At 63.8% G+C, this 26235-nt stretch carries 27 protein-coding genes, 1 pseudogene and 1 riboswitch; of the genes and pseudogenes, 7 read left to right on the forward strand and 21 right to left on the reverse strand.

What is annotated here, in order from left to right:
• Position 1 precedes the first annotated feature (1 nt).
• The 3 genes from ACPJW8_RS11280 to ACPJW8_RS11290 all read right to left on the reverse strand — a co-directional run bounded on the left by ACPJW8_RS11280 (position 2) and on the right by ACPJW8_RS11290 (position 3272).
• Positions 2 to 1159: a DUF4238 domain-containing protein gene (locus ACPJW8_RS11280; RefSeq protein WP_055795883.1), complete on the reverse strand. Its 1158-nt coding sequence runs from the start codon at positions 1157 to 1159 to the stop codon at positions 2 to 4.
• A gap of 435 nt (positions 1160 to 1594) precedes the next feature.
• Positions 1595 to 2248, reverse strand: a complete 654-nt coding sequence (locus tag ACPJW8_RS11285) for a response regulator (RefSeq protein ID WP_055795887.1) — start codon at positions 2246 to 2248, stop codon at positions 1595 to 1597.
• Between the two features lie 4 nt (positions 2249 to 2252).
• On the reverse strand, positions 2253 to 3272 hold the full coding sequence (locus ACPJW8_RS11290) for a HAMP domain-containing sensor histidine kinase (RefSeq protein WP_055795892.1): 1020 nt from the start codon (positions 3270 to 3272) through the stop codon (positions 2253 to 2255).
• Positions 3273 to 3442: 170 nt separating this feature from the next.
• Between ACPJW8_RS11290 and ACPJW8_RS11295 the strand changes: the two genes are divergently transcribed.
• The 5 genes from ACPJW8_RS11295 to nhaA all read left to right on the forward strand — a co-directional run bounded on the left by ACPJW8_RS11295 (position 3443) and on the right by nhaA (position 7513).
• Positions 3443 to 3715, forward strand: coding sequence for a hypothetical protein (locus ACPJW8_RS11295; RefSeq protein ID WP_200939264.1), 273 nt, complete (start codon positions 3443 to 3445; stop codon positions 3713 to 3715).
• A 140-nt stretch (positions 3716 to 3855) separates the two neighbouring features.
• Positions 3856 to 5340, forward strand: a complete 1485-nt coding sequence (locus ACPJW8_RS11300) for a DUF1538 domain-containing protein (RefSeq protein WP_055795895.1) — start codon at positions 3856 to 3858, stop codon at positions 5338 to 5340.
• Positions 5337 to 5687 carry a P-II family nitrogen regulator gene (locus ACPJW8_RS11305; RefSeq protein ID WP_055795898.1) on the forward strand — a complete coding sequence of 117 codons (351 nt, stop codon included), beginning with the start codon at positions 5337 to 5339 and terminating at the stop codon, positions 5685 to 5687. Before ACPJW8_RS11300 ends, ACPJW8_RS11305 begins: the two co-directional genes overlap by 4 nt.
• Positions 5688 to 5718: 31 nt before the next feature.
• On the forward strand, positions 5719 to 6108 hold the full coding sequence (locus tag ACPJW8_RS11310) for a CBS domain-containing protein (protein WP_055795901.1): 390 nt from the start codon (positions 5719 to 5721) through the stop codon (positions 6106 to 6108).
• A 73-nt stretch (positions 6109 to 6181) separates the two neighbouring features.
• Positions 6182 to 7513: a Na+/H+ antiporter NhaA gene (gene nhaA, locus ACPJW8_RS11315; protein WP_082506649.1), complete on the forward strand. Its 1332-nt coding sequence runs from the start codon at positions 6182 to 6184 to the stop codon at positions 7511 to 7513.
• 367 nt (positions 7514 to 7880) lie between these two features.
• Here nhaA and ACPJW8_RS11320 read toward each other — a convergent pair whose 3' ends face one another.
• Positions 7881 to 8261 (reverse strand): MerR family transcriptional regulator, encoded by a 381-nt coding sequence (locus ACPJW8_RS11320; RefSeq protein ID WP_055795904.1) that lies wholly within the window; start codon positions 8259 to 8261, stop codon positions 7881 to 7883.
• 179 nt (positions 8262 to 8440) lie between these two features.
• On the opposite strand from ACPJW8_RS11320, the gene ACPJW8_RS11325 reads away from it, so the two are divergent.
• On the forward strand, positions 8441 to 9964 hold the full coding sequence (locus ACPJW8_RS11325) for a SulP family inorganic anion transporter (RefSeq protein ID WP_055795908.1): 1524 nt from the start codon (positions 8441 to 8443) through the stop codon (positions 9962 to 9964).
• Positions 9965 to 10238: 274 nt separating this feature from the next.
• Here ACPJW8_RS11325 and ACPJW8_RS11330 read toward each other — a convergent pair whose 3' ends face one another.
• From ACPJW8_RS11330 to ACPJW8_RS11400, 15 genes and pseudogenes are all read right to left on the reverse strand, one after another.
• Positions 10239 to 12161, reverse strand: coding sequence for an AAA family ATPase (locus ACPJW8_RS11330; RefSeq protein WP_055795910.1), 1923 nt, complete (start codon positions 12159 to 12161; stop codon positions 10239 to 10241).
• A gap of 168 nt (positions 12162 to 12329) precedes the next feature.
• Positions 12330 to 13013, reverse strand: a pseudogene (locus ACPJW8_RS11335) (magnesium chelatase domain-containing protein); the annotation flags it as partial.
• A complete protein-coding gene (locus ACPJW8_RS11340) occupies positions 13013 to 13369 on the reverse strand; it encodes a YraN family protein (protein ID WP_330189553.1) in 357 nt (118 codons plus the stop codon). The gene ACPJW8_RS11340 and the pseudogene ACPJW8_RS11335, both read right to left, overlap by 1 nt.
• 144 nt (positions 13370 to 13513) lie before the next feature.
• Positions 13514 to 13840 carry a DUF2469 domain-containing protein gene (locus ACPJW8_RS11345; protein WP_330189552.1) on the reverse strand — a complete coding sequence of 109 codons (327 nt, stop codon included), beginning with the start codon at positions 13838 to 13840 and terminating at the stop codon, positions 13514 to 13516.
• A 37-nt stretch (positions 13841 to 13877) separates the two neighbouring features.
• A complete protein-coding gene (locus ACPJW8_RS11350; RefSeq protein WP_330189551.1) occupies positions 13878 to 14585 on the reverse strand; it encodes a ribonuclease HII in 708 nt (235 codons plus the stop codon).
• Positions 14586 to 14587: 2 nt separating this feature from the next.
• Positions 14588 to 15394, reverse strand: a complete 807-nt coding sequence (gene lepB / locus ACPJW8_RS11355; RefSeq protein ID WP_330189550.1) for a signal peptidase I — start codon at positions 15392 to 15394, stop codon at positions 14588 to 14590.
• Positions 15395 to 16072 carry a signal peptidase I gene (lepB, locus tag ACPJW8_RS11360; RefSeq protein WP_330189549.1) on the reverse strand — a complete coding sequence of 226 codons (678 nt, stop codon included), beginning with the start codon at positions 16070 to 16072 and terminating at the stop codon, positions 15395 to 15397.
• Between the two features lie 80 nt (positions 16073 to 16152).
• Entirely contained in the window at positions 16153 to 16512 is a 360-nt protein-coding gene (rplS, locus tag ACPJW8_RS11365; RefSeq protein ID WP_330189548.1) for a 50S ribosomal protein L19, read from the reverse strand.
• A 221-nt stretch (positions 16513 to 16733) separates the two neighbouring features.
• Positions 16734 to 17582 (reverse strand): tRNA (guanosine(37)-N1)-methyltransferase TrmD, encoded by an 849-nt coding sequence (gene trmD, locus ACPJW8_RS11370; protein ID WP_330189581.1) that lies wholly within the window; start codon positions 17580 to 17582, stop codon positions 16734 to 16736.
• Position 17583: 1 nt separating this feature from the next.
• On the reverse strand, positions 17584 to 18159 hold the full coding sequence (gene rimM, locus ACPJW8_RS11375; RefSeq protein ID WP_330189547.1) for a ribosome maturation factor RimM: 576 nt from the start codon (positions 18157 to 18159) through the stop codon (positions 17584 to 17586).
• A 135-nt stretch (positions 18160 to 18294) separates the two neighbouring features.
• A complete protein-coding gene (locus tag ACPJW8_RS11380) occupies positions 18295 to 18537 on the reverse strand; it encodes an RNA-binding protein (protein WP_330189546.1) in 243 nt (80 codons plus the stop codon).
• A gap of 1 nt (position 18538) precedes the next feature.
• Positions 18539 to 18949 carry a 30S ribosomal protein S16 gene (rpsP, locus tag ACPJW8_RS11385; RefSeq protein ID WP_330189545.1) on the reverse strand — a complete coding sequence of 137 codons (411 nt, stop codon included), beginning with the start codon at positions 18947 to 18949 and terminating at the stop codon, positions 18539 to 18541.
• Positions 18950 to 19178: 229 nt separating this feature from the next.
• A complete protein-coding gene (locus tag ACPJW8_RS11390; RefSeq protein ID WP_330189580.1) occupies positions 19179 to 19634 on the reverse strand; it encodes a hypothetical protein in 456 nt (151 codons plus the stop codon).
• Between the two features lie 197 nt (positions 19635 to 19831).
• On the reverse strand, positions 19832 to 20707 hold the full coding sequence (locus tag ACPJW8_RS11395) for a VOC family protein (RefSeq protein WP_330189544.1): 876 nt from the start codon (positions 20705 to 20707) through the stop codon (positions 19832 to 19834).
• A gap of 94 nt (positions 20708 to 20801) precedes the next feature.
• Positions 20802 to 21893, reverse strand: a complete 1092-nt coding sequence (locus tag ACPJW8_RS11400; protein WP_330189543.1) for an amidohydrolase family protein — start codon at positions 21891 to 21893, stop codon at positions 20802 to 20804.
• A 60-nt stretch (positions 21894 to 21953) separates the two neighbouring features.
• A riboswitch (TPP riboswitch) is annotated at positions 21954 to 22061 on the forward strand.
• Here ACPJW8_RS11400 and thiC point away from each other — a divergent pair.
• Entirely contained in the window at positions 22056 to 23879 is a 1824-nt protein-coding gene (gene thiC, locus ACPJW8_RS11405) for a phosphomethylpyrimidine synthase ThiC (protein ID WP_330189542.1), read from the forward strand. Its footprint overlaps the riboswitch before it by 6 nt.
• On the opposite strand, the gene ACPJW8_RS11410 is transcribed toward thiC, so the two are convergent.
• Positions 23876 to 24502, reverse strand: coding sequence for an alpha/beta hydrolase (locus tag ACPJW8_RS11410; RefSeq protein WP_330189541.1), 627 nt, complete (start codon positions 24500 to 24502; stop codon positions 23876 to 23878). The genes thiC and ACPJW8_RS11410 overlap by 4 nt on opposite strands.
• A gap of 112 nt (positions 24503 to 24614) precedes the next feature.
• Positions 24615 to 26195, reverse strand: a complete 1581-nt coding sequence (gene ffh, locus ACPJW8_RS11415) for a signal recognition particle protein (protein ID WP_330194337.1) — start codon at positions 26193 to 26195, stop codon at positions 24615 to 24617.
• Positions 26196 to 26235 lie beyond the last annotated feature (40 nt).

The raw sequence follows: 26235 nt of genomic DNA on the forward strand, positions 1-26235 counted from the left end.
ACTAATCCCAAGCGTCAATTATCTTCTGTTCCTCAGGAGTCGGACGAGGAGCTGCGGGCACTTGCTTGGGCCACCACCGTTTGACCACACGGACGGGTGCATCGTGCTGGCCTTCCCACCTCCGCGGCGTCCAGAACCGAAATAGGGATTCGTCCGAATTGGGTAAGTTGATCAGCTGAGACCGGATGCTGACCGGCAGAGCGGGAAGGTACAGTCCCTCCGCAATGTGGTCTCCCGCGGGAGCAATCGCGAAGCTGTGCGCATTCGCGAGGACCGAACTGTTTAGGTCGATCGTTTCGCTCGCCGTTAGCATCGAGCCCGGCTCCAAGGGAGGTTCCAGATCGCGTCGGTACAAAGCAAGCACTGAATGGGGACCAAAAGGGAAGGCCAAAATCGGAGCGCCCCACACTCCACCCCATATGGCTGGCTTGGCCATGTACTCGTGTAGCTCGACGACAGGCTCATCACAAGTAATTAACGCCCTTCGAGTCCCATAAAGGGTCACATGGCGTGTCATGAGGATGCCGGCGATATGTGTCGCCGTTTTTGCTGAAGACTCCAAGTCTTCTTTCCGAGGGATTGGCAGTTGCGACGGATCGGCGCGGAAACGTTCGACATCTGCAACAAGTGCGTCGAGGTCCTTGGAAGGGAACGACCGGTCAGTGGCCGACAATTCGCGCGCGAGATGTCCAGGTCCGCCGACCTCCAAGACCCGGGCCATCTGCTCGGCAAACATTGCACGCCGGCGCAGACGCGCAGAACGGCTGCGCGTCATCTGCACAGCCAGAAAGAGACACAGCCATTGATGCGCTTCGTCGTCCATGGCCCCCGGGCCGGCGGCATCCATGAGTACGATCGAGGCCGAGGCCTTCCTCTCCACCTCGGAAAGCCATGCTTCCCAATAGACCGGAGACGAATCATCGTCTGGCTCATCGAGTCGATAGAAGTCAGTCTCCAACGCGGCCTGGGCCGGAGAGAGTTCGTAAGCGTTCCGCCCGCGCAGAAGGTCAACGACTCTTACTCGCCCATCGACAGCCCAGCGCTCAAGGTAGAACCGGGGGACGAGATGATGGCGTCTTGGCTCCTGCCCCGCCGCTGTCATTGCAGCGGCCCGCGCAGCTGCCGTAGCCCAGAGGTCATACGTAAGTTCCGTTCCCATTACAGGAGCGTATCCAGAGACAACAGCACTGTCGGAACTGTGTCTGACCAGCCGTCATTCCAACTAACCTGCTCACACCTTCGGAACCGGGACACTCCATTTCGGCATCCTGCTGCCAGTGCCGTCGGATCGTCGCCCGGCAGCACGTCCTTGACATCAACGGCAGGAAGCGCCTGCGAGCTGCCGTGCTCCGCACCCTCGCAGCATCTCCCCGACCTGGCCGAGCTCAACCTGCTACGAGCTTCCCCGACGGGGCGGGGTAAATGTCGCCCCTCCGGATTGGTGAGCTGGACAGTTTCTCCTTCTGGGCCGGCCGCTTTTCCTTGTGCGTCCTCAACTGCTGCGGGCTACGTTCGACTGCCCCTGCAGCACCCCCGGCCAGCACGAACAGGCCTGCCTAGGTTCGCGATGTTGCGCGTTCGAACCGGAGACCGCTTACGGCTCGATGAGCCCGGTGCGGATGGCGAACCTTGTGAGGTCCAGCCGGTCGCGCAACCCTAGTTTCTGCAGGACGTTCGCCCGATGCCGGTCCACGGTCTTCACGCTGATACTGAGGATGTCGGCGATCTCCTTGGTGGAGTTCCCTTCTGCGATGAGCTTCGTGATCTGCTCCTCGCGGGGCGTGAGGATGCTGTCCGGCATCCGGTCACCACGCCGGTCGCGCTCCAGATAGTCGCGGATGAGCGCCGTGACAGCGCCAGGGTAAAGGAAGGACTCCCCGCGCATCGCTGCGCGGCATGCCTCGATGAGGTCGCGGTCGGCGACCGACTTGAGCACATAGCCAGAGGCACCGGCGCGCAGCGCCTCGAAAAAGTACTGTTCGTTGTCGTACATCGAGAGGATGAGGATCCGTACGTCGGGGGCGCTGCGTGATATCTGCCGTGCCGCCTGGATTCCGGTCATTTGGGGCATTGCGATGTCGAGAATCGCGAGGTCTACCCCGCCTGCGGCCGCTGCGGCGACTGCTTCTGTGCCGTCGGCGGCCTCGGCCACGACGGTGAGGTCGGGTTCTGCGTCGAGGATCATGCGAAGGCCTCGGCGGACCAGGGCGTGGTCGTCGGCGAGCAGGATGCGCGTGGGTTCGGCCATCGGCTTAGCTCTCTGCCCTTGCCCGGGCAACGACCAGGCGAACGTCGGTCCCCCCGTTCGGTCGTGCGGTGATCGTCAGCTCGGCACCGATGAGCAGGGCGCGCTCGCGCATCCCGCGGATGCCTGCGCCCTCGCGGAGGTCCCCGCCCTGCCCGTCGTCGAGAATCCGGAGGGTCAGCCCTTTCGTCGTCGAGGTGAGCGCGAAATGGACTCGTGTCGCGTGCGCGTGCCGGGCGACATTGGTGAGTGCCTCCTGAGCGATGCGGTAGAGCACGAGCTCGACCTCCCCGCTGAGTTCGGGGAACTCGTCGTCGAGCTCCCAGACCACCGGGATCCCGCTTGAGCGGGAGAACTCCGAGCCCAGTGCACTCAGTGCGCTCCGTAGGCCGAGGTCCGCGAGCACGCCCGGGCGCAGGCGCTGCGCCACCTGTCGGACCTCCTCCAGGCTCGCGCGGACCGCTTCCTGGGCGACGAGGCTCTCCTCGCGGAGATCGTCCGGAGATCGGTCTACAACCCGCTTGAGACTGAGGAGAGCGACAGTTAGGCTCTGGCCGATCTGGTCGTGCAGTTCCCGGGAGATCCGCTGACGTTCTCCCTCCTGCGCGGCCAGCGCGAGGGCGCTGCTCGCACTGTTCTCCGCCTCCAGCCGGTCGAGCATCTCATTGAAGGTGCGGATGAGGTCCTTGAGGTCACCATTGCCGGCCTCGGTCGCCCGATCGCCACCGCGTCGCAGCAGGCCCACCCGGCGCATCACGGTCGTCAATTCGTCGAGTGGCGCGAGGCTGGCCCGAACCAGGGCAGCGTTGGCAGCGAGGATGAGAGCCAGTCCAATGAGGAGGACCGGTACCTCGGTGAGCAGGACGGGCGAGGACACCGTCGCCGGCGAGAGCGCCAACACTAGCGTGCCGATCGCAAAGAGCAACCCATTGATGATGAACAGCCGCCAGAACAGCAACTGTGCCGGTCCCTTCGGAGGCAGGCCGGATGTCGCGCCGGCAGCCCTGGTTTCGAGCGGAGTCCGCATGCGACTAGCCTGACCCGGCTTGCGTCCTTTGTCCATGAGGGCTGGCACCCACGGGCGTCGCAGTCCCGGGCGCGAGGCGCACCGGAAATGGGTGTCAGGCCCAATGGCACCCCCACACCCGCGAGGGGAGACTGAATGTACCCCAAGAACCGGCGGAACGGAGGGCCAAATTGGAGACCACCCACTCCACAATGCCCGGCTCCGGGGTGCTGCACGACTGCCTGACCCGCGACGGCCAGCAATTCCGCATCCTCGTCACGCGTCCCGGCGGACGCGAAATCTTCGTTTACGACCCGGCGGACCCCGACCGGGTGGTGGCAAGGATCGTGCTCGAGGAGGACGAGGCCGATCAGGTCGCCGAGCTCCTGCACAGCCAGCCGATCACCGATCGCATAGCCGAACTCGAACGCCGGGTCGCCCAGCTCGCAGAGAGCGGGCGATGACGGCAGGGAGCGGGCGATGACGATTGTGGACCCGCCCAAGTCGTCGATTCACACCGGAGGCTCGGTTGATGGACGCGACTCGGCCGGACCGGCGAACTGACAAGCCAGGTACTCGCAGGATCATTCCGGGAGAGGACCCGATGGAGCACCTCAGCAGATTCGCCCGCGAATTCCTTAAGGCGCTCAGGAACCTTCTGCCCATCGTTCTCGTCGTTGTTCTGTTCCAACTGCTGGTCTTCCGCTCGATGCCCGATGACCCACTGGGGCTGGTGGCGGGACTCCTGATTGTGGCTGTGGGCATTGCCCTGTTCCTGCATGGCCTGGATCTGAGTATCTTCCCGGTGGGCAAGAACCTGGCTAACCAGTTCGTCCGGAGCGGGGCCCTGGGGTTGTTGCTGCCTTTTGGGTTTGCCATTGGCTTTGCTGCCTCCGTTGCTGAGCCGGCGGTGATCGCTGTCGCGGAGCAGGCCCAATTGGTCAGCGGTGGCCGGATCAATGCACTGGTGCTGCGCTTCGTCATCGCCGTGTCGGTGGGACTGGTCTTGATCCTGGGCGTCCTGCGTGTCCTGCGGGGTTGGGCGGTGTACAAACTGCTGATCGCCGGCTACGCGATGGCGCTGGGACTCACCTATATTGCCCCGCCGGAGATCATTGGTCTTGCCTACGATTCGGGCGGGGTCACCACCAACATCGTCAGTGTCCCGCTGATCGCGGCGATTGGTCTCGGCCTGGCCAACTCCATCAGGGGACGCAGCCTGCTCGCCGACGGCTTTGGCCTGGTCGCGCTTTGCGTAATGGTGCCGATGATCGGGGTTCAGCTCTACGGCATCTGGGTCTACAGCTTCGGCGATTCCGGGCCGTCTCCGCCGGTGACCGACGCAGGGGACGGCCCAACGGATTGGGTGGTCGGCATGATCCTTGGCCTCGCCTCGATGGTCCGGGAGGTCCTGCCTATTGTGGCCGTTGTCTTGTTCTTCCAATGGGTCGCCCTGCGGCGGAGGCTGCCCCACCCGGTGCGGGTCGTCACCGGCTTCATCATGGTTCTGGTGGGACTGTATGCGTTCGTGGTGGGACTCAAGCTCGGTTTGTTCCCGCTCGGGACCCTGATGGCGGAGCAGCTGATCGAGCAGGGAGTCCCGGCCCTGATCCTGCTCTTCGCGCTGCTCATTGGCTTTGCGGTCACCATGGCAGAACCCGCCCTGGTGGCTATCGGAGAACAGGCGCAGGACGCGTCTCCGGGCAAGATCAGCGCGTTCGCCGTCAGGGTCATTGTCGCCGTTGGTGTAGCGCTCGGGATCGGCTTCGGTGTCTACCGCATTCTGGTGGGAGGACCGTTCCACTACTTCATCATGGCCGCCTATGCGGTCGCTATCGTGATGATGTTCCTCGCCCCGAAGTACATCATCGCACTGGCCTTCGACCTGGGCGGGGTGACGACGTCGGAGGTCACGGTGCCGCTGGTAACCGCCCTCGGGATCGGCCTTGCGGCCGCCGTGGAGGGCCGGAACGTGTTGATCGACGGCTTTGGCCTGATCGCCTACGCCTCCATCTTCCCTGTCATCTCCGTCATGGCGTATGCCATGGTGATGGAGAGATTTCCCCGGCTTCGGAAGGAAGCGCCGTGAAATTCACAGCAGTCATCGTGATCGCCCCGGACGAGCTTGAAGACAAGGTGATTGAACACGCCCAGAAGTCCGGTGCCACGGGTGTGACAATTTTGCCGGGCAAGGGCATCGGGGGCGAGGCCAGGAAGACGTTTTTCGGGCTCACCTTCGAAGGGACGCAGTCCGTGCTGCTGATGATCGTGGGGACACACCTGACAGCGCCGATCCTGAAGGAACTGCACTCGATATTGGTTCAAGGTACGGAATCCCGCGGCCTGGCCTTCGCGATCCCGATCGAGCACCTGACCGGGATCGATATGCGGCAGGTGGTCAGGTTCGAGGAGCATCTGCGCCGCGAGGGCTCCTAACCCGGTCCAGCACTTTACAAGGAGGAAAGAGATGCTCACCGTCAAAGATGTCATGGTCCCCGAGGTCGTCACGATCTCCCCGTACAGCACATTGCGGGAGGCACTGTCGATGATGAAGGAGCGCCAGGTGAAGAGCCTGGTGGTGGAACGGCAGCACGCGCACGACGCCTACGGCATGTTGAGCTACAGGGAACTCCTGGACACAGTCGTTGCGCAGGAGGGCGATGTGGACCTCCTGAACGTTTATGATGCTGCCACGATCCCTGCGATCACCGTCAACGAGCAGCTGTCGGTGCGTCAGGCGGCGGCCCTGATGAGCCGCTATCACCTCAGCCGGCTCATCGTAGTCGAAGGCAATCAGCTCGTCGGGCTGCTGGCCATGAATGACATCCTGGCCCGGCTCATGGAGGAACTGACGTGACATTCACGCGGCTGCGCTGACCTGGACGTCGCCGCGGGACATTGTTTGTCGGGACAACTCGAGGATTCACCGTATGGACCAGAAGTCACCGGACCCCCGCCCCCGTTCATTCCTGTTCGGAGCGGGGAGTTCTTCTGAGTTGCTGCGCCTCGGTTCCATCCTGCGCAAAGAGACTGTCGGCGGCGCGCTGCTGGTGGTGGCTGCGATCATCGCGCTGGTCTGGGCAAACTCCCCGCTGTCTGCCGGCTACTTCCAGCTGAGGGATATCCGCGTCGGATACGAACCGTGGCATCTGGAGCTCAGCCTGGGCGAGTGGGCGTCGGACGGTCTGCTGGCCGTCTTCTTTTTCCTCGTTGGCCTGGAACTTAAGCGGGAGTTCCTGATCGGGGATCTGCGCGAGCCCGGCAAGTCGGTCGTGCCGGTTGCCGCTGCCGCCGGCGGGGTCGCCGTTCCCGCCATCATCTACTCCGTGGTCAACGTGGCCAGTCCCGAAACGCTGAGGGGGTGGGCGATCCCGACGGCGACGGACATCGCGTTCGCCGTCGCTGTCCTGGCCCTGATCGGTTCGCACCTGCCCGGTGCCTTGCGGATTTTCCTCCTGACACTCGCCGTGGTTGATGACCTGATCGCCATTGGCATCATCGCGGTCTTCTATTCGCACGACATTCGTCCGGAACCGCTGCTGGTTGTGCTGCTCGCCTTGAGTTCCTACACCCTTCTTGCACACAGGTACCGGCGGTTCTTCGGCACACGAGGAGCGGCCTGGCTGATCCTGCTTCCTTTGGGCGCTGCCGCCTGGGTGCTGGTCCACAATTCAGGAATTCACGCGACTGTTGCAGGGGTCATGCTGGGCTTCGCTGTTCCGCTGGCTCACTCCAAAAGCGGACGGGACCCGGGTGGGGGGTTGGCCGAGATCCTGGAGCACGGGCTGCGGCCCGTTTCAGCTGGTATCGCCGTGCCAGTGTTTGCCTTCTTTGCCGCCGGTGTACAAGTGGGCGGCCGGGACGGGATCGGCTCCCTGTTCGCTAACCCGGTGACCGTCGGGATTATCATCGCCTTGGTCGTGGGCAAACCAGTCGGGATCCTCGGAACGGTCTGGCTCCTGACCAAGGCCACCAGGGCAAGACTGGACCGCTCCATCAAATGGATCGATATCTTCGGGGTTTCGCTCCTCGGCGGGATCGGCTTCACGGTTTCCCTGCTGGTCGCGGAGCTCAGCTTCGGCCACGGCAACAACTATGGTGATCAGGCGACGACAGGGATCCTGGCGGCGTCCCTCATCGCCTCACTGCTGGCCGCTGCGGTCCTGCTGCCCAGGAACCGGCACTACCGACAGGCCAGCTTGCCCCGGCCTGCCAGCGCGGCCGGCTCGGGCTCCGGAGAGTCTTCGCAATCTGCTGCATGAACTCTCCGACGCAACGGGCCTGGCACCGACCGCAGCAAAGTTGCCGCCGACCTGCCACGGCAACCCGCTGCAACAGATCATGGAGGGGCCAACGGCAAGCGCGACGTCGTAGACGGACATCTTGCATAGCCTCGACCTCGTGACCCGGCCGGGCCTGGAGTCGTGAACCCACGCCCGTGATGCATAGGCACAGCCTGGAGGATCGCCAGAGTCCGCACCAACTCTCAAGTCCGGGATGGGTCGCGAAACTACCACCTGATCGGCTGCTTTGCTTAGGCGTGGGGCGCGGCAGGGCTGCAACACCTACCTCACAACTTTTCGCCAGACACCGCCGTAAGGCGGCTAGGCCCACTGCCGGGACGACTACTCAGGACGGGCCGCTGAGCCTTTGAATGAACTCATCGGCCTGGGCCAGGTTCCGCGCCATCTTGGCCCGCTGTTGCACAGCCCTCTCCAGGAATTCCGCCAGCGCCACGGATTTGTCCGGCGACGCGCTGTCCGGCGCTCCAAGGAGGGCAAGGATTTCAGCCATTTCTTCCAGCGAGAATCCCAAAGGCTTCATCTGCTTGATGACCATGAGGCGCTCGAAGTCGTCCTCCGAGAACACCCTGAACCCGCCGTCCGTCCGGGCAGTAGCAGGCAGCAGCCCCACGTCGTCATAGTGCCGAATGGTCCGCAGGGAAAGGCCAGTCCGCTCTGCCAATTCGCCGATATGCATGGTTTTGGTGCTGCTGGTCTTGACCGTCATCAGCGCCTCCGTCCTGTTCGGATTTAAACTCTACCATCACGTTAGAGTAGGGTTATCTATGGTCGGGTGAGACCTTCAAGACTAGGTCCCCTTCTTGCCGGCGCGGCGCTGCGCCCCCCAGTCATTTGCAAAAACGAAGCCGCACCCGCGCGTCTTCTTGACCATGAACGGAGCCAGCAATGGCCACCAAAACCGCCGGGGATGCCCCCGCTTACACTCCCGAACAGCTTCAGTCTGTTCGGGAAACCCTGAAGTCCCCGCGCCGGCTCAAGACCGAGGTCCTCGCGGGCCTCGTCGTCGCACTGGCCTTGATTCCGGAAGCGATCGCGTTCTCGATCATTGCCGGCGTCGATCCCCGTCTGGGCCTTTTTGCCTCGTTCACGATGGCCGTGACCATCGCATTCGTCGGCGGCCGTCCCGCCATGATTTCGGCCGCCACCGGGGCCATCGCCCTGGTCATCGCGCCGCTGGTGAAGTCCCACGGCGTGGACTACTTCATTGCCGCCGTCATCCTTGCCGGGATCTTCCAGGTCATCCTCGGACTCTCCGGGGTCGCGAAGCTGATGCGCTTCATTCCCCGCTCGGTGATGGTGGGCTTCGTCAACGCCCTGGCCATCCTGATCTTCATGTCCCAGGTCCCCGAACTGATCGGCGTCCCCTGGCTGGTCTACCCGCTGGTGGCGCTGGCGCTGGTGATCGTGTTCGGCCTGCCCAAACTCACCAACGTCGTTCCCGCCCCGCTGGTCGCGATCGTGGTCCTGACCCTCATTACCGTCCTGGCTTCCGTCGCCGTCCCCACGGTCGGGGACAAGGGCGACCTGCCCGAATCGCTGCCGTCCCTGTTCATCCCCAATGTGCCGTTCAGCCTTGAGACGCTGCAGGTCATCTTCCCGTTCGCGCTGGCCATGGCCTTCGTGGGCCTGTTGGAATCCCTGATGACCGCCAAACTCGTCGATGACGTCACCGACACCCGGTCCCACAAAACCCGCGAGGCCTGGGGCCAGGGCGTGGCGAACATCGTCACCGGCTTCACCGGCGGCATGGGCGGCTGCGCGATGATCGGCCAGACCATGATCAACGTCAAGGCCTCCGGAGCCCGCACCCGGATCTCGACGTTCCTGGCCGGTGTTTTCCTGCTTATCCTCGTCGTAGCCCTCGGCGGCGTCGTTTCCGTGATCCCCATGGCGGCGCTCGTCGCGGTGATGATCTTCGTTTCCTGGGCAACGTTCGACTGGCACAGCATCCACCCCCGCACCCTGAAGATGATGCCTAAGAGCGAAACCCTGGTTATGGTTGCCACGGTCATCGTCACGGTAGCCACCCACAACCTGGCCATCGGCGTCGGCGTCGGCGTGCTGGTGGCGATGGTAATGTTCGCCCGCCGCGTGGCCCACTTCGTCACCGTGGAGCGGACCGTCAAGAACATTGAGGGCCACGAGACCGCCACCTACACCGTGGACGGCGAGCTGTTCTTTGCTTCCTCCAACGACCTCTACACCCAGTTCGAATACGCACATGATCCGGAGCACGTCATCATCGACATGCACGCCTCCCACCTTTGGGACGCCTCCACCATCGCCGCCCTGGACGCCATTACCGAGAAGTACCACCACCACGGTAAAGACGTGAAGATCGTCGGCCTCAACGACGCCAGCATCCTGATGCGTGAACGGCTCGGCGGCAAACTCGGCGGCGGACACTGAACCAACCCGTGATCCTCAAGAGCTCCCCTTGCAACTGGAAGGGGAGCTCTTTAAATCTGGGGGTGCAGACCAAGGCCAAAAAGCTAGATTCACTTTCCGGCAAGACGATCATCTCGCCCACCGATATCGGGAACGCGGCACGGCAGGGCTGCGACACCCATGCCCCATCATTCGCCAGTTAACGTCCAGAAGGCAGGTAGGTGCGTCCCAGGCGCACCTGACGCGGGTGCCTCCCGGCAACCAATTGCGTAACCCGAATACGACGGGTTACTGCTCACGCGTGCGACTCGTTGATCCGCCGAGCCAGGTTCTCGAAGTTGCCCAGCGTGGTCTGCGAGAGCTTCCCGACCTTGGCCGGGTTGCGGAGCAGGATCTCCGCCGGACGCCAATGATCGAACTTGCCGTCCAACGCCTCCAGCCTGAGGATCAGCCGATCGGGATGCTTAGGCAGGTCTCCCACCTTGTGCGAAGTGCCAAATGCCTCGTTGTACAGCCCGAGGTAGTCACCTATGGTGAACAGATCTTCGATGTCGCTGTGCTTTTGCTCCAGGACGGATCCGACGAACACCACACGTTTGCTGGCGATCTTGTTCGCCTTCATCGCGGCCTCGACCTTCCCGCCACCCTCCGTGCCGGAGTCGAGGAGCACGGTGACGGACACCTTCTGCCCGAGGAGGGCCACAAAGGCGGGGACGTTCGATGCGCCTCCGGCCGGGAGGATCCGCCAGAGCTCGTCGAGCCCGTCGCGTCCCTGGTCGCGGAGGTGCCGGCTGATCACGTCGAGGTATGCCAAGTCCGACGGGCCCTCCACGAGCAGATTCCGTTCCCCGATGAAGAGGTTCTGCGACAAGTCGTATCCGAGGGCGGCCTGCAGCGGGAAGGCACTGTCCTCGCCGACCTCCAGGGCATCTGAGGACGTCACGGAGCCGATGTCCTCACCGCGGTCCTCCACAACGCGCACGCGCTCGATCTCCTCGACCATGAACGGCGAATGAGTCGTGTAGATGACCTGCCCGACGGGTGCGAGGCGCTTGTTGATGAAGCGCAGGAAGTCACGCTGGGCCTTGGCATGGAGCGTGAGCGCGGGCTCGTCGAGCAGGATTACCACGTCGTCGCGCTCCTCGAACTCGCTGAAGGCCGCGAGGAAGGAGAAGAACCACTGGTAGCCAGACGACCTGAGGGAGAAGTTGTTCGTGAAATCGTGCTTGCGATCCTCGACGCGGAAGTTGAGGTAGCGCACGACGCTCGTCTGGCCGTTCGAGGCTGCAACGGTCTCTGGTTCGATCTCCACCTTGATCCGCAGCTCAGGGTTCGTGCTCCAGTACTCAGCCATCTCGCGGGAGAGGTCGCTGGATACGGCCTCTAGTTCCGCGGTGCGGGACTCGAACTCTGCGTCAGTCACGGAGTCGATGTCGGTGTCGGCCAGCCGGAGCAGCGCGCGGGCCGTCTGCTTCGGCGACGCACCGGGCTGCTCGTTGTCCAGAGTGCGCAGAGTGGCGACGTCCACTCGCCCCTCGAGGTTCTGGTATGACGCGAAGCGGAAGAACTTCGGCATCCGCGATCGCACAGTCTTCCTCGCGATCGCCCCCAGGTCCTCTGCATCGCCGATCAGGGACGTGATCCTCTCCAACACCTCGGCGTCGGCAGCGGCGTTCTCGTCAGGGACCTCTTCGGTCTCCCCGGCCGCGTCGACGACGGCTGGCGCAGGCTTAGGCTTGGCTGCGAGGGCCTCCTTGAGCGATGCGACTGTGTCGTGCGCCTCCAAGAGGGCCTCGGCGTCTGCATGATCTTTGAGCACGTTCTTCAAGAACTGGGCCTCGTCGACCGGCACCCCTACCCAGAGACTGCCATTGTAACGTCGTCCGATAGTCACGGTCTCCGCCGTGACGACGCCCTCACCTAATTCGTCACGGAGCGCTTCGAGGTCATCTTCGTCCAGCTGGAAGGTTGCTTGGATGGGCGACACCACGGAGAGGTCTTCTTTCCTGCCGTCGCGCTTCCACCGCCAGCGGGGGTAGTCGTCCCGCTCTACGAACGTATCTCCGTAGACCGGATTCAACCGGTAGAGCGCGTCCAGCATCGTCGATTTACCCGACTCGTTCATACCGACCAAGGTCGTCACATCCGACTCCACCGATACCTCGGTCGAGTCCAACACGTTCTTGTACCGGCGAACCCGGAACGATGCCAGCTTCATTGCTCCCCTTCTGCAGACCTTCGTGATGCTCGTTCAGCATACTTTGAGCCTCCGACATTCGAGCGGCGGAACACTCGGCCGATTCTGCCCACCCCTCGATTTCACCGGAGACCGCGGTGAGGTGGTTGGGCCTGAGCCTCGTTTACGCATAGACACTTTAGATCGGACTCCCGGCGGGCCGGTGAGCAGGACGTGGTGCGCTCCGGCGGCAGCTACCTCAAGTGCCCGGCGGGCTTCTCCCTGCCCGGAGACGTCCCTCATGTCCGGTTGAGGCACATCCGGGCCTGCGCCGGCGTCGGACTCGTCCGCGTCCTGGGGGTCGAAGTCCAACGCCAGCTCCTGGGGATCCGCCCCAAAGTCGAATGCAAGCCGGGCCAGGGTGCGGTACCCACGGACGTTGGCCCCGGGAACCAGCCCAGCCTCTGCTGCATTGGCCTGCGCTACCACGATGTCCGGGTAGCCCGCCTGGACGGCGGCCATAACAGCCGGAAGGATGCCCCTCACCGGACGGAGCCTGCCGTCCAGGCCGAGCTCGGCGATGAACACCGTCCGGTCCGTGGGCCGGATGTCATTGGCGGCCCTGAGTACGGACATGGTGATGGCGAGATCGAAGCCGGACCCGCTTTTGGGCAGCGACGCCGGAATCAGGTTGGCTGTAATCTTGCGCCGGCTGAGCGGAATCCCGGAGTTCTTGGCGGCAGAGCGGATGCGCTCCCGGGCCTCATTCAAACTCGCGTCGGGCAGGCCAAGAATAAGGAAGTTCGGCAGTGTCTGGCCGATGTCGGCCTCGACTTCCACGATGTAGCCGTTCAACCCCACCAGCGCTACAGAGTAGGTTCTTCCCAGTGCCATCAGCCGACACCCTTGAGGTGTTCCACCAGTGGTTGGCTGACGCCGTCGTCCAGCACGGCGAGGACGTCGATCCGGCGCAGTGGCATACGCAGTTCCCTGTCGCGGCACCAGGCCGACCCAAGCCGGTGAAGCCTGGCCAGCTTGGCCGTCCCCACGGCCTCGAAAGGATGCCCGTAGTCCAGGCTGCGCCGGGTCTTGACCTCGGCGATGACCAGCGCATCACCGTCCAGGGCAACAATGTCGATTTCGCCCTCGGGGCACCGCCAGTTGCGTTCAACAACCAGCATGCCCAGGGATTCCAGATAGCCGGCAGCGAGTTCTTCGCCTCTCCGGCCCAGTATGTCTTTGGCTCTCATGACCCACCTCCACCATCAGCCTGATGGGGCGGTGCTGGAGGCAACAGGGCTATGTTCCCCTATGTGGGTAACCGCCCGTCACGGGCCGGTGTGGAGGAACAGTGGATCAACAGTGCGGGGCACAGTGAAGGAACAGAACGGGCGTCAGTTGCCCAGGTCAACGTCCTTGGGCACAGCCAGTTCCTCGTTGCGGGGAAGTTCCTCGACGTTGACGTCCTTGAACGTCAGGACCCGCACATTCTTGACGAACCTGGCGGAGCGGTAGACGTCCCAGACCCAGGCATCCTGCAGCGTGAGGTCGAAATAGACTTCGCCATCTGCGCTGCGGGCCTGGAGGTCAACATGGTTGGCGAGGTAGAAACGGCGCTCGGTCTCGACTACGTAACTGAACAGTCCAACAACGTCGCGGTATTCGCGGTAGAGCTGGAGCTCCATGTCTGTTTCGTAGTTCTCAAGGTCCTCGGCACTCATGCTTCCATCTTGCACCATCGGCCTTGAACCCGCCGCATCAGACCACGGACTCCAGCACGGGGTCCTCACCCAGGAGCCGCCAGCTCACGCGGTGATACGGAGTGGGCCCTGCAGCACGCAGGACATCCCGGTGCCCGGTGGTGGCGTAGCCCTTGTTGACATCCCATCCGTAGTCCGGGAATTCGGAGTGAAGATCCAGCATCATCGCGTCGCGCGCCACCTTGGCGATAACGCTGGCCGCTGCAACGCTGAGGCACTGCATGTCTGCCTTGACCTTGGTATGCACCGGCGCCTCGCAGCCTGGGACGGCTTCTGCCAATCCCGCGTCGTCATCAAAAAGCGAGGCCTGGACAGGTGGCGCCAGCCAGTTGTGGCTGCCATCCAGCAGCACAACGTCCGGGACCACACCGGCCCCGAGAATGTCCTGCAAAGCCCGGTTTCCGGCAAGCCGAAGGGCAGCGATGATTCCAAGGTTGTCGATTTCCGAGGACGACGCGTGCCCCACCGCTGACGCGACGCTCCACTTCCTGACCAGGGGTGCCAGCCGCTCGCGGTCCGCCGGCTTGAGCAGCTTGCTGTCCCGGACATCCTTCAACAGCCGCTGCTTCTCCAGGTCCACCACGGCAATCCCCACGCTCACGGGGCCGGCGAGGGCACCCCTGCCCACTTCGTCGACGCCGGCAAGATAGCGGGCACCGCCGGTCCGGAAGGATTTTTCGTGCCTCAGTGTGGGAGCTACGGACATGGCTAACCTGCCGCGGGTACGTTCTTGAAGACGTCCGGGTAGTTATCCAGCACCGTCCAGCGGTTCACGGGCCAGGCAATCACCGAGGCTTTCCCCTCGATGTCTGCGATGTCAACGAACCCGCCGTTGGTGTCCTGGTGGGCACGCGAATCGGCCGAGTGGTTCCGGTTATCACCCATGACCCAGACCTTGCCTTCGGGGACAACGACGTCAAATGGCTGCACCTCGGGAACCTCGGCATCGTTGATGTAGGTTTCGTCGACGGCAGCACCGTTAACGCTGAGTTTACCGGCGTCGTCACAGCAAATCACGTGGTCTCCGGGCAGGCCGACGATGCGCTTGACCAGATGCTGTTCCGAGGTGTCCGGAAGCAGCCCCACGAACGTCAGCCCGTCCTGGATGAAGGAGAAGGGCCCGTTGCCCGCACCTGTTTCAGGCACGGCCGGGAGCCAGCCCTTGGTGTCGCGGAAGACAACAACGTCTCCACGGGACAAGGCGAATGGTTCCGGAACCAGGAGGTTGACGAAGATGCGGTCATCCATCTCCAGGGTGCTGACCATTGATTCGGAGGGGATGTAGAACGCACGGAACAGGAACGTCTTAATGAGGAAGGAAAGTACGACGGCGATCACCACCACCGTAGCGATTTCCTTCAGCCAGCTGCCGACGGGGTTGGTCGCGGCGGCCTTGCGGGGGCGGGTTTCCGATGCGGCAGGGCTGCCCGGCGTGGCATCTGTTCCGCCGGAGTCTCCGCCGGCCCGTACGCCGTCGGAGTGCGGATCAGGTGTCCCTGGGTGGTTCTCGGGCATCTACTGTCCGTCCTTTACTGTTGTTGCGTCCACGGCGGGCCGCGGCACCGATGCCAATCTATCAAGGGGCCAGATGATCTGGACCGGTCGGCCGATGACACGGTCCACAGGAACCATTCCACCACCCGGGGCGCCGAGCAGGCTCCTGGAGTCAGCGGACTGTGAACGGTGGTCACCCAACAGCCACAGCCGGCCTTCAGGAACCACCGCAGTGAACTTTTGCAGGCTTGGCGCATCGCCGGGAAAAATGTAGGGTTCATCGACGGGTTGGCCGTTTACCACCAGCCGGCCATCGGGCCCGCAGCAGTGCACTTCATCCCCTGGCAGGCCAACCACCCGTTTGACGTAGGTGGTATCGCTGCCCGTGAGCCCCAGCCATTGCCCCACCGCGGAAGCCCCGTCCGCAAGTGGTCCCTTGCCGCTCTTGAGCGACGCGAACGAGCCCCTGCCGTCAAACACCACAATGTCACCGCGGCGGATTGGCTCAGCAGCAAAGTCGGTCCTGGAGACCAGGATCCTGTCCCCCGTCTCAAACAACGGCTCCATGGACGCTGACGGGATGTAGTAGATATCCAGCCATAGCGACCGGATGATGCCGCTGACCAGGAAAGCCAGCAATACTGCCGCCAACACAAAACGCCAGCCCGGTTTCCTGGGCTGGCGTTTTGTGTTGTCCATGGTCCAAATCCTGCGCGCTGTTGCTGATGGCTCCGGCGCGGGCGGTTTTGCCGCGGACCTGCCGTTGAAGTCCGGAAGGACTACTTGGCGGTGTTGAAGTCGCGCTTTTCCTTGATCTTCGCTGCCTTGCCGCGCAGTGCACGCATGTAGTACAGCTTGGCGCGGCGGACGTCACCCTTGGTGACGACCTCGATCTTGTCGATGATCGGGGAGTGTACCGGGAAGGTACGCTCTACACCGACGCCGAAGGAGACCTTGCGGACCGTGAAGGTTTCGCGGATGCCGTCGCCCTGGCGGCCCAGGACGAAGCCCTGGAATACCTGGACACGGGAGTTCTTGCCTTCGATGATGTTCACGTGCACCTTGAGGGTGTCGCCCGCGCGGAACTCGGGAACATCGCTGCGCAGCGAAGCTGCGTCCAGGGAATCGAGGATATGCATAATTCCACTCCTGGTGAACGCCACAGGTCATTCACTTTGGGGTCACGGCGGTCAAGCCCGGGCGGAATGCACCGCCCGGAAATTACCGTCGAAAGTGTTGGTCCGGCACAGTCACTGATTGACGGGGCCGTGGTGTCTTGGCTGTTGGCGTCGCTCCCCCTGTGGCAGGCGCGCGCCCAGTAGACACAAGGACTAATTTTGCCACATCGGGACAGTTACCGCTAATTCCCTGGGGCGCTGTCTTCAGCCTCTGCCTGCCGGAGCCTCACGCGTCCGTCAACCACGGCGTACCCCAGTTCCCACAACGCGTTCCGGTCCGCACGGCTGAGCGTTCCGGCGTCGAAACCCTCCATGAGGTCCGGACGCCGGGCAGCGGTGCGGCGGAATTGCTCATGGCGGCGCCATTGGGCGATTTTGCCGTGGTTTCCGCTGAGCAGGACCGGGGGAACGTCACGGTCCCGCCAGGTGGACGGCTTGGTGTACACCGGGTACTCCAGCAGGCCATCCGAATGCGATTCCTCCACCAGGGACTCCGGGTTGCCCACCACTCCGGGAAGCAGCCTGCCAATGGCTTCCACCATGGCCAGGACGGCAACTTCGCCTCCATTGAGGACATAGTCGCCCAGGCTTACGGGGCGGACAGCAAAGTGCTCCGACGCCCATTCCACAACCCGCTCGTCAATGCCTTCGTAGCGCCCGCAGGCGAAGGCAAGCTGCGGCTCGGCGGCCAGTTCGTAGGCCAGGGCCTGGGTGAAGCGCTCCCCTGCCGGTGACGGGACAATCAGGACGGGCTTGCCTGACGCGGGCGCCCCGCCTGCCTGGTCCCCCTCTTGGCCTGCGCCGGAACCGGCGATCGCGGACAGCGCCAGGGCCCAGGGTTCGGCCTTCATCACCATGCCGGCGCCGCCGCCGTATGGAGTGTCATCCACAGTCCGGTGCCTGTCAGTAGTGAAATCCCGCAGATCATGGACGGTCAGTTCCAGCAATCCGTCCTGGCGGGCCTTGCCTATGAGCGAAAGATCCAGCGGGGAAAAGTAATCGGGGAAGATACTGACGACGTCGATCCGCATGTCAGGCGCGGTCCTCATCGTCCGTGGAGGTGCCGGAGTCGCGGATATCCGCTGATGCTTCGGATGCCTCGGCGTTGACCTCAAACAGCCCGGCGGGCGGGGTAAGGAGGATGTAGCCTTCCTCGACGTTCACCTCGGGGACGATCTGCTCCACGAAGGGAATGAGGATTTCCTCACCCTCGGGGGTCTTGACCATCAGCAGGTCCTGGACAGGCATGGTGTTCAGGGCAGCCACCGTGCCAACCACCTGGGTGCCAACGCGGGCTTCGAGGCCCACAAGCTCGTGCTCGTACCAGCCTTCGTCGTCGTCCTCGTCCAGCTCTTCGGTTTCGATGAACAGCTTGGCTCCGCGCAACGCCTCCGCCTGGTTACGGTCTGCAACCTCTTCGAAGGCCAGCAACAGGATGTCCTTGTTCCAGCGGGCACCCAAGACCGTCAGCGGACCGGCGGAGGCGGGCTCTACGGTGAATTCAGTGCCCGGGACAAAGCGGTCTTCAGGGGCGTCGGTGAGTACCTGGACCGTTACCTCGCCGCGGATACCGTGCGGTTTGCCGATTCGTGCCACCTGGAGCTGCATGTGGTTCCTTTTTACGTTGATTGGCTGGTTCAGGGTGGCGCACCATGTGCGCCCTGAACTCAATTGTCGTTCAAAGCAGTCCGGCCCCTCCACCAACTGGTGGAGGGGCCGGACCAATACCGAAGTGCTGGACGCTTAGCGGCGGCGGTCGGTGTCGACGACGTCGACCCTGACCTGCTCGCCGTCAGCCAAGGCAGCGACGACGGTGCGCAGTGCGCGTGCCGTGCGGCCCTGCCGGCCAATCACGCGGCCAAGATCGTCCTGGTGAACGCGGACCTCGAGGGTATCCCCGCGGCGGTTGTTCTTGGAACTGACCTTGACGTCCTCCGGCGAATCAACGATTCCCCGGACGAGGTGCTCGAGCGCGTCAGCCAGCAACTTACTCAGCCTCGGTGGACTCTGCTTCGGCTTCGGCCGGAGCTTCAGCCTTTGCCTTCTTGGTGATGGCTTCCGGGATGATCACGGAACCCTTTTCCGGGGCAACGAATGCTTCCTTGGGCGCCTTCGTCTTGAGGGTGCCCTCCTGGCCCGGCAGGCCCTTGAACTTCTGCCAGTCACCGGTGATCTTCAGGATCGCGGCAACCTGCTCGGACGGCTGTGCGCCGACGCCGAGCCAGTACTGCGCGCGGTCGGTGTCAACCTCGATGTACGAAGGCTCTTCGGTGGGGTGGTACTTGCCGATCTCTTCGATGGCACGGCCATCCCGCTTGGAGCGGGCATCCATGACGACGATGCGGTAGTACGGGGCGCGCATCTTACCAAAGCGCTTAAGGCGAATCTTTACGGCCACTTTTGTGGTCACTCCTGTTTCAGAAAGGGGGCGAATCCGACGTTCTGCACCCGTGGGGCGGGCCATACTTGGGGATTCAAAGGACAGGATCCGGACACGGAGAGAGGGGCCGCGCAGATCGAGTACCTGTCCATTGTGCCAGATGACCGGCGCAATTTCGAGCCGGGCCACGCCCGGCGGTCCGCTACCGGCAATCAGTCCGGCCGCAGGTGGCAAGCCTCATTTATGGTCAGCTGGACCAGACGTACAGGCCGGTGCGTTCGGCAGCTTCGACCGAGGCAGCCAGTTCGGCCAGCTGGCGCACGTAGCCAACGGCCTGATCGGCATCAAAAGGCATGTCTTCCTCAGCGGCCCACTTGCCGGCCACGTCCGCCAGGACGTCGCTGCCTGCCCCGTCGTCGCCGGAGTCTTCGGCCTCGAAGGTCAGCAGCTCGGCCAGGGCCCGGACCATGGGCTCCGGAACGCCAAGGAGCGAGTCGCTGGCAACATCAACCATGGAAAGCTCGGTGTCCGCGCCGGATGCGTGCACTGCGGCGCCCGCCAGGGCACCAAGCTGTTCGATTTCGAAATCGCTGATATCCGGAATCCGGACGCTGCGGGCCCCGGAACCGCTGCCGGCCTCGAGCTCGCCGGCGCGCGCCAGCGCACCCTTGTGGGTGGATACAAAGATCTCGGTAAAGCCCATGGGAACCGTCCTCATTCCGTCACTGTCGCACTGCTGTTGCCAGCTTTTCACGGGCAGGCGGGTCTTGCCATAACGGCCGCGCCGGCGTCCGGATTCAGCTTAACGCACGGCCCGCGCAGAGCTGATCACGCAGAACAGATCATGCGCGGAGCAGTTGGACGGCGGACAGTCCGTGTGGATGCAGGCGGGCAGCGCCGTCAGCGTACGGCAACCCGGATGTGGTTGCGCCACGGATCCTCAAACTGGAGTTCCGCACCCGTATGGCGGGACGCAACTCCGGCAACCTTCAGGCGGTCAGCCAGCGCACCGACGTCGTCAGTTCCGGGCACGTGGATGAGCACCTCTCCGAGGCCCAGGGTGTCGCGGCGCGGACCGGCACCCCGGCTGTTCCAGACGTTCATGGCCATGTGGTGGTGGTAGCCGCCGGCGGAAACGAAGAGCGCCTGGCCATGCCATCCTGCCGTCTTTTCGAATCCCAGGGTTCCGACGTAAAAATCCTGCGCCGTCTGCACATCCCCCACCTGCAGGTGGACATGCCCGACGTCGGCACCCGTCTCAGGCTGCGATGCCAGCGCCTGCTCCGTCAGATGCTCTTCCAGGAAGCGCTGCGGGGGAAGGGCAAGGCTGTCCATCACCACGTTCCGGCCGTCCCAGCTCCAGTCCTCGCGCGGACGGTCCCGGTAAAGCTCAATGCCGTTGCCTTCGGGATCGGTGAAATAGAACGCTTCGCTGACCAGGTGGTCTGCGCTGCCTACATACAGAGTGGGCTCAAACTGTGCGGCGGTTGCGACGGTGGCAGCCAGGGAAGCCTGATCCTCGAAAAGGAGGGCTGTATGGAAGAGGCCGGCCTCGCCGCGCGAAGGAAGATTAAGCCCCGGCGCCGGTGCGAGGTGGACCAGGGGACGTCCCAGCCTGCCCAGGTAGACGCCGCCGTCCTGTTCGGCAACAACAACGAGCCCCAGGGCCCGCTGGTAGTAGTCGGTCATGACCTTCATGTCCCCCACTTTGAGCATCACGGTGCCCATGGTGAGCTCGGCAGGAAGGAGGTCCTGGCTTGTGGGTTCTGCAGTCATTCGAAACTCCCGGATGGACGGCCTTCGGGGTTCGAAGGCGCTCAACCCCTAATTTACTTGAAGCTTCAATAGAATTCAAGACCCGTCGGGAGTTCTACCGGTAGCCTGCGACCACTTGCCCGCCAAGCACTACATACCCCAGGTCCGTGATGGTTCCCGGAACCGCCCGGGGATCATCGCGGCAGACAACAACGTCCGCCGGCGCGTTCTCTGCCACTCCTTCTGCGCCCAGCCAGTCGCGGGCAGCCCAGGCAGCAGCGTCCAAGGCGGCGGACATGGGCAGACCGGCACGATGGAGCGCCAGGATTTCGTCCGCGATCCGGCCGTGGCGGATCACGCTGCCGGCATCCGTTCCAGCGAAAATTCGGATACCGGCCTCGAACGCTTCCCGGACGCGCTCATTACGGCGTTCCCACAAGGCCATCATGTGTGCCGCGTAGCGCGGAAACTTCGGTTCTGCCTGGGCGGCAATGCCGGGAAAAGTGTCGATGTTGATAAGGGTGGGGACGATCGGCACTCCCTGCTCCACAAAACGGGGAAGGTGCCTGGGAAGCAGTCCCGTTGCGTGCTCAACACAGTCAATGCCGGCGTCGAGCATGTCATCCAGGCTCTGCTCGCCAAAGCAGTGCGCTGTCACCCTGGCCCCTTCATCGTGCGCCGCGCTGACGGCATCCCGGACGACGTCGGCCGGGAAGGAAGGTGCAAGGTCCCCGGCGCCACGGTCAATCCAGTCCCCCACCAGCTTGACCCAGCCGTCGCCCGCCCTCGCCTGCTTCCGCATGGCCTCCACCAGGGCATCCGGTTCGACTTCCTCGGCAAATCCGCGAAGGTACCGCCGGCTCCTGGCAATGTGGCGGCCCGCCCTGATAATCACGGGAACATCCCTGCGCCCCTGCAGCCACCGCGTGTCAGCGGGCGAACCGGCGTCCCGGATCAGCAGCGTTCCCGCGGCAAGGTCCGCCCGGGCCTGCTCTTCCGCGGTCTCCGGATCCACTGCTCCTCCGACGCCCAGGCCGAGGTGGCAATGGGCGTCGACAAATCCCGGAAGCACCCAGCCGTCCAGGACCAAGTCAGGGGCGTCTTCCGGCCGGTTGAACGTCAGCCTGCCGTCAACTGACCAGAGGCCACGCCGTTCCGAGCCTGGTCCGGTGAGCACGGTTCCGCTGAATTCGATGATCCGGATCATGCCACCAGCCTATTGCCGCGATATGTGACAAGGACATTCCGTCTGGCTGTGGTAGTTTTCCCTTGACCACACGGGTGCCCCTGCAGGGGCTGAGATCAGGCTGACGCTGCCTGCGACCGTTGAACCTGTCCGGGTAATGCCGGCGAAGGAAGTGAGTATTCATTGAGTACCCCCGTAACACAGCACAGCCCTGCCCAAATCCAGGAGCAGGCGGGAAACCCGCAAGCCCAACAGGCCATCACCCAGTCGCTCAAGTCCCATTCATTGGCCTACATTGAGGACGCCGCCTCAGGACTTCGAGTACCCGTAACCGAGATTGCCCTCGAACCCTCCCCCAACGGGGAACCCAATGGGCCTTTCCGCACCTACCGGACGGCCGGGCCCGGCAGCGACCCTGTCGTGGGCCTGCCGGCCTTCCGGGCGGAATGGATTGCCGCCCGGGGTGACACCGAGCCCTATACGGGGCGGGAACGGAACCTGCTCGACGACGGCAAGTCGGCCGTCCGCCGTGGCGCAGCGTCCGCCGAGTGGAAGGGTGCACAGCCGGTGCCCCGCCGCGCCGTCGGCGATAAAACGGTGACACAAATGCACTACGCCCGGCAGGGCACCATCACTCCGGAGATGCGGTTCGTGGCGCTGAGGGAAAACTGCGACGTCGAACTGGTGCGGTCCGAGGTTGCCGCCGGCCGGGCGATCATCCCCAACAACATCAACCACCCGGAGTCCGAACCGATGATCATCGGCAAGGCATTCCTGGTGAAGATCAACGCCAACATCGGTAATTCCGCCGTCACCAGTTCGATCGCCGAAGAGGTGGACAAGCTGCAGTGGGCCACGCAATGGGGAGCCGACACTGTCATGGACCTCTCCACCGGCGACGACATCCACACCACACGGGAGTGGCTTATCCGCAACTCCCCCGTCCCCATCGGCACCGTGCCCATCTACCAGGCCCTGGAAAAGGTCAACGGCGAAGCCAACGCGCTCACGTGGGAAATCTTCCGGGACACCGTGATTGAACAGTGCGAGCAGGGTGTGGACTACATGACCATCCACGCCGGCGTCCTGTTGCGCTACGTGCCCCTGACGGCGAACCGGGTCACGGGAATTGTGTCCCGCGGCGGGTCCATCATGGCCGGCTGGTGCCTGGCACACCACCAGGAGAACTTCCTCTACACGCACTTCGACGAGCTGTGCGAAATCTTCGCCAAGTACGACGTCGCGTTCTCCCTCGGTGACGGTTTGCGGCCAGGTTCGACGGCGGACGCCAACGACGCCGCACAGTTCGCGGAACTGGATACCCTGGCCGAGCTCACCCAACGAGCCTGGGAGTACGACGTCCAGGTGATGGTGGAGGGCCCCGGCCACATCCCCTTCCACCTGGTGCGGGAAAACGTGGAACGCCAGCAGGAGCTGTGCAAGGGCGCCCCCTTCTACACCCTGGGACCGCTGGTCACTGACATTGCACCCGGCTACGACCACATCACGTCAGCCATCGGAGCCACGGAGATCGCCCGCTACGGTACTGCGATGCTTTGCTATGTCACGCCGAAGGAGCACCTGGGCCTACCCAACAAGGACGACGTCAAGACCGGGGTGATTACCTACAAGATCGCCGCCCATGCAGCCGACCTGGCCAAGGGGCACCCGGGAGCCCACGAACGGGACGACGCCCTGTCCAAGGCCCGCTTCGAATTCCGGTGGCGGGACCAGTTCGCGCTGTCCCTGGACCCCGTCACGGCCGAGGCCTTCCATGACGAGACCCTGCCGGCCGAACCCGCCAAGACCGCACACTTCTGCTCCATGTGCGGTCCCAAGTTCTGCTCCATGAAAATCAGCCAGGACATTCGGAACGAGTACGGCTCCGCCGATTCACAGGCGGCCATCGCCCGGATGTACAGCGGCATGAAGGAAAAGAGCGAGGAATTCCTGGCCGCCGGGGGCAAGGTCTACCTGCCCGAGCTCCGGGTTCCGGCCGATAGCTAGGCGGCAGTCCGCCGGCGACGGCTGGCCTCTGCAATAAAGGTCCGGATGAAGTGATCGCCCTCCGGCGAGTCCTGGGGCCGGTGCCCGCCCGCAGCAACGCGGTGCAGGGCGCCGGTCTCACGCAAATATCCGGCAATTTCCTCATACAACGGCTCCCACCCGCCGGTGAGGACCAGCGTGGGAACGCCCGGAACGATCTGGAGCGGCGCTTCCCAGGGCGGCGCCTCACCGGTTTGGGCCTGTTCATCGAGGCGGGCCTTCATCAGGGCGATGTGGGCCGACGTTGCGGGAAGGTCAGCCGTCAGGGACAAGCAATCGGGTTCGACGAGGACCAGCGAAAACACCAGGTCCGGACGCTCGACGGCGGCCATCATGGCAGCGATGGCTCCGTGGCCGTGCGCCACTACATGCCCACCGGCGGCGCCTCGGCCGTCGTCGGCAAGCGAACGCAACACAATGGAGACGTCCTCCGCGAAGGATTCGACCGGGACCGCTGCAGGATCAAAGCCGTGGCGCCGCAGGAACAGGGCGTCATAGTCCAAAGCCATGCCGTGCTGCCGGGGCCAGGCGGCCGAGCCTGCCTGCCCCGCGCCGTGGACAAAAACTATCCGCTGCTTGAACATGACCCCACCCTATTGCGCGGCACTGACATCCCCACCGGGTCCCCCAACTGACTCGCATTTAACGCTCCCAAAACGCGTTTTCACGACGTTAACTGCGACTCAGTTGGGTGGGCTACTTGCCGAGGAACTTGTCGAAGCCCTTGGGCAGGTTCAGCTGCGACGGATCAAAGTCGCCGCCCTGCTGCCCGAAGGCCGCTCCTGTGGGAAGGGCCTTGGCGGCACCCGCGCGCTTGGCCTCGGCGTCGCGCAGTTCCTGGGCAGCCTTGGCAGGATTACCGGAACGGGCTTTCTTCTTGGGAGCGCTCTTAGCGTTCTTGCGGGCACCGCCGCCGCCGCCCATGCCCGGCATTCCGGGCATTCCCGGCATGCCGCCGCCCTGGGCCATCTTCTTCATCATCTTCTGGGCCTGGGCGAACCGCTCCAGCAGGCCGTTGACCTCGGAAACGTGTACACCCGAACCACGGGCAATACGTGCGCGGCGCGAGCCGTTGATGATCTTCGGAGCCACCCGCTCGTGAGGGGTCATGGACCGGACAATGGCCTCGACGCGGTCGATTTCGCGTTCGTCGAACTGCTCCAGCTGCTGGCGGATGTTCTGCGCGCCAGGCATCATCATGAGCATCTTCTTCATGGAGCCCATGTTCCGGATCTGCTGCATCTGGGCCAGGAAGTCGTCCAGGGTGAAGTCTTCCTGGTCGGCGAACTTCTTCGCCATCCGGGCAGCTTCGTCCTTGTCCCAGTTCTTTTCAGCCTGCTCAATGAGCGTCAGGACATCGCCCATGTCAAGGATGCGGGAGGCCATACGGTCCGGGTGGAACAGCTCGAAGTCGTCAACGCCTTCGCCGGTGGACGCAAACATCACGGGCTTGCCGGTGACCGACGCAACGGACAGCGCGGCACCGCCGCGGGCATCGCCGTCGAGCTTTGAGAGCACAACGCCGGTGAAGTTGACGCCTTCGTCGAATGCCATAGCCGTGTTGACGGCGTCCTGGCCGATCATGGCGTCGATCACGAAGAGCACTTCGTTGGGGACGATCGCCTTGCGGATCTGGCGCGCCTGCTCCATCATCTCGGCGTCAACGCCGAGGCGGCCGGCGGTGTCAACGATCACGACGTCGTGGAGCTTCTGGCGTGCTTCTTCGACGCCGGCACGGGCGACGGCGACGGGGTCGCCGGCGGGGTGCTCAAGTTCGGAGGTGGCACCGGGGTGCGGGGCGAAGACCGGGACGCCGGCGCGCTTGCCAACTACCTGGAGCTGGGTGACGGCGTTGGGGCGCTGGAGATCGCAGGCCACCAGGAGCGGGCTGTGCCCCTGGCCCTTGAGCCACTTGGAAAGTTTTCCGGCGAGGGTGGTTTTACCCGCGCCCTGGAGGCCGGCAAGCATGATGATGGTGGGGCCGGTCTTGGCCAGCCGGATACGGCGGGTCTCGCCGCCGAGGATCTCGACGAGTTCCTCGTTGACGATCTTCACGATCTGCTGGCTGGGGTTCAGCGCACCGGAGACCTCGACGCCCAGGGCACGTTCCCGCACGCGGCCCGTGAAGTCACGGACGACGGCGACGGCAACGTCAGCGTCCAGGAGGGCACGCCGGATTTCCCGGACCGTGGCATCAACGTCCGCCTCTGTGAGACGGCCCTTGCCGCGGAGGTTCTTGAATGTTGCTGTCAACCGGTCAGAGAGTGAATTGAACACGCGCCGTGCACTTCTTTCAGTGGATCTACAAATGGCGGCC

This window comes from Pseudarthrobacter sp. J47 (assembly GCF_049810315.1).
Taxonomy (GTDB): domain Bacteria; phylum Actinomycetota; class Actinomycetes; order Actinomycetales; family Micrococcaceae; genus Arthrobacter.

Bases quoted from the DNA above. Each gene is read 5' to 3' on its own strand.
- ACPJW8_RS11345 (WP_330189552.1), bottom strand. From the start codon at position 13,840: ATGAGTGCCGAGGACCTTGAGAACTACGAAACAGACATGGAGCTCCAG.
- ACPJW8_RS11400 (WP_330189543.1), bottom strand. From the start codon at position 21,893: ATGATCCGGATCATCGAATTCAGCGGAACCGTGCTCACCGGACCAGGC.
- ACPJW8_RS11340 (WP_330189553.1), bottom strand. From the start codon at position 13,369: ATGAGAGCCAAAGACATACTGGGCCGGAGAGGCGAAGAACTCGCTGCC.
- lepB (WP_330189550.1), bottom strand. From the start codon at position 15,394: ATGCCCGAGAACCACCCAGGGACACCTGATCCGCACTCCGACGGCGTA.
- ACPJW8_RS11390 (WP_330189580.1), bottom strand. From the start codon at position 19,634: ATGGGCTTTACCGAGATCTTTGTATCCACCCACAAGGGTGCGCTGGCG.
- ACPJW8_RS11310 (WP_055795901.1), top strand. From the start codon at position 5,719: ATGCTCACCGTCAAAGATGTCATGGTCCCCGAGGTCGTCACGATCTCC.
- ACPJW8_RS11280 (WP_055795883.1), bottom strand. From the start codon at position 1,159: ATGGGAACGGAACTTACGTATGACCTCTGGGCTACGGCAGCTGCGCGG.
- ACPJW8_RS11300 (WP_055795895.1), top strand. From the start codon at position 3,856: ATGGAGCACCTCAGCAGATTCGCCCGCGAATTCCTTAAGGCGCTCAGG.
- ACPJW8_RS11410 (WP_330189541.1), bottom strand. From the start codon at position 24,502: ATGTTCAAGCAGCGGATAGTTTTTGTCCACGGCGCGGGGCAGGCAGGC.
- nhaA (WP_082506649.1), top strand. From the start codon at position 6,182: ATGGACCAGAAGTCACCGGACCCCCGCCCCCGTTCATTCCTGTTCGGA.
- lepB (WP_330189549.1), bottom strand. From the start codon at position 16,072: ATGGACAACACAAAACGCCAGCCCAGGAAACCGGGCTGGCGTTTTGTG.
- ACPJW8_RS11320 (WP_055795904.1), bottom strand. From the start codon at position 8,261: ATGACGGTCAAGACCAGCAGCACCAAAACCATGCATATCGGCGAATTG.
- ACPJW8_RS11330 (WP_055795910.1), bottom strand. From the start codon at position 12,161: ATGAAGCTGGCATCGTTCCGGGTTCGCCGGTACAAGAACGTGTTGGAC.
- ACPJW8_RS11395 (WP_330189544.1), bottom strand. From the start codon at position 20,707: ATGACTGCAGAACCCACAAGCCAGGACCTCCTTCCTGCCGAGCTCACC.
- rimM (WP_330189547.1), bottom strand. From the start codon at position 18,159: ATGCAGCTCCAGGTGGCACGAATCGGCAAACCGCACGGTATCCGCGGC.
- trmD (WP_330189581.1), bottom strand. From the start codon at position 17,582: ATGCGGATCGACGTCGTCAGTATCTTCCCCGATTACTTTTCCCCGCTG.
- ACPJW8_RS11285 (WP_055795887.1), bottom strand. From the start codon at position 2,248: ATGGCCGAACCCACGCGCATCCTGCTCGCCGACGACCACGCCCTGGTC.
- rplS (WP_330189548.1), bottom strand. From the start codon at position 16,512: ATGCATATCCTCGATTCCCTGGACGCAGCTTCGCTGCGCAGCGATGTT.
- ACPJW8_RS11350 (WP_330189551.1), bottom strand. From the start codon at position 14,585: ATGTCCGTAGCTCCCACACTGAGGCACGAAAAATCCTTCCGGACCGGC.
- ACPJW8_RS11290 (WP_055795892.1), bottom strand. From the start codon at position 3,272: ATGCGGACTCCGCTCGAAACCAGGGCTGCCGGCGCGACATCCGGCCTG.
- ACPJW8_RS11325 (WP_055795908.1), top strand. From the start codon at position 8,441: ATGGCCACCAAAACCGCCGGGGATGCCCCCGCTTACACTCCCGAACAG.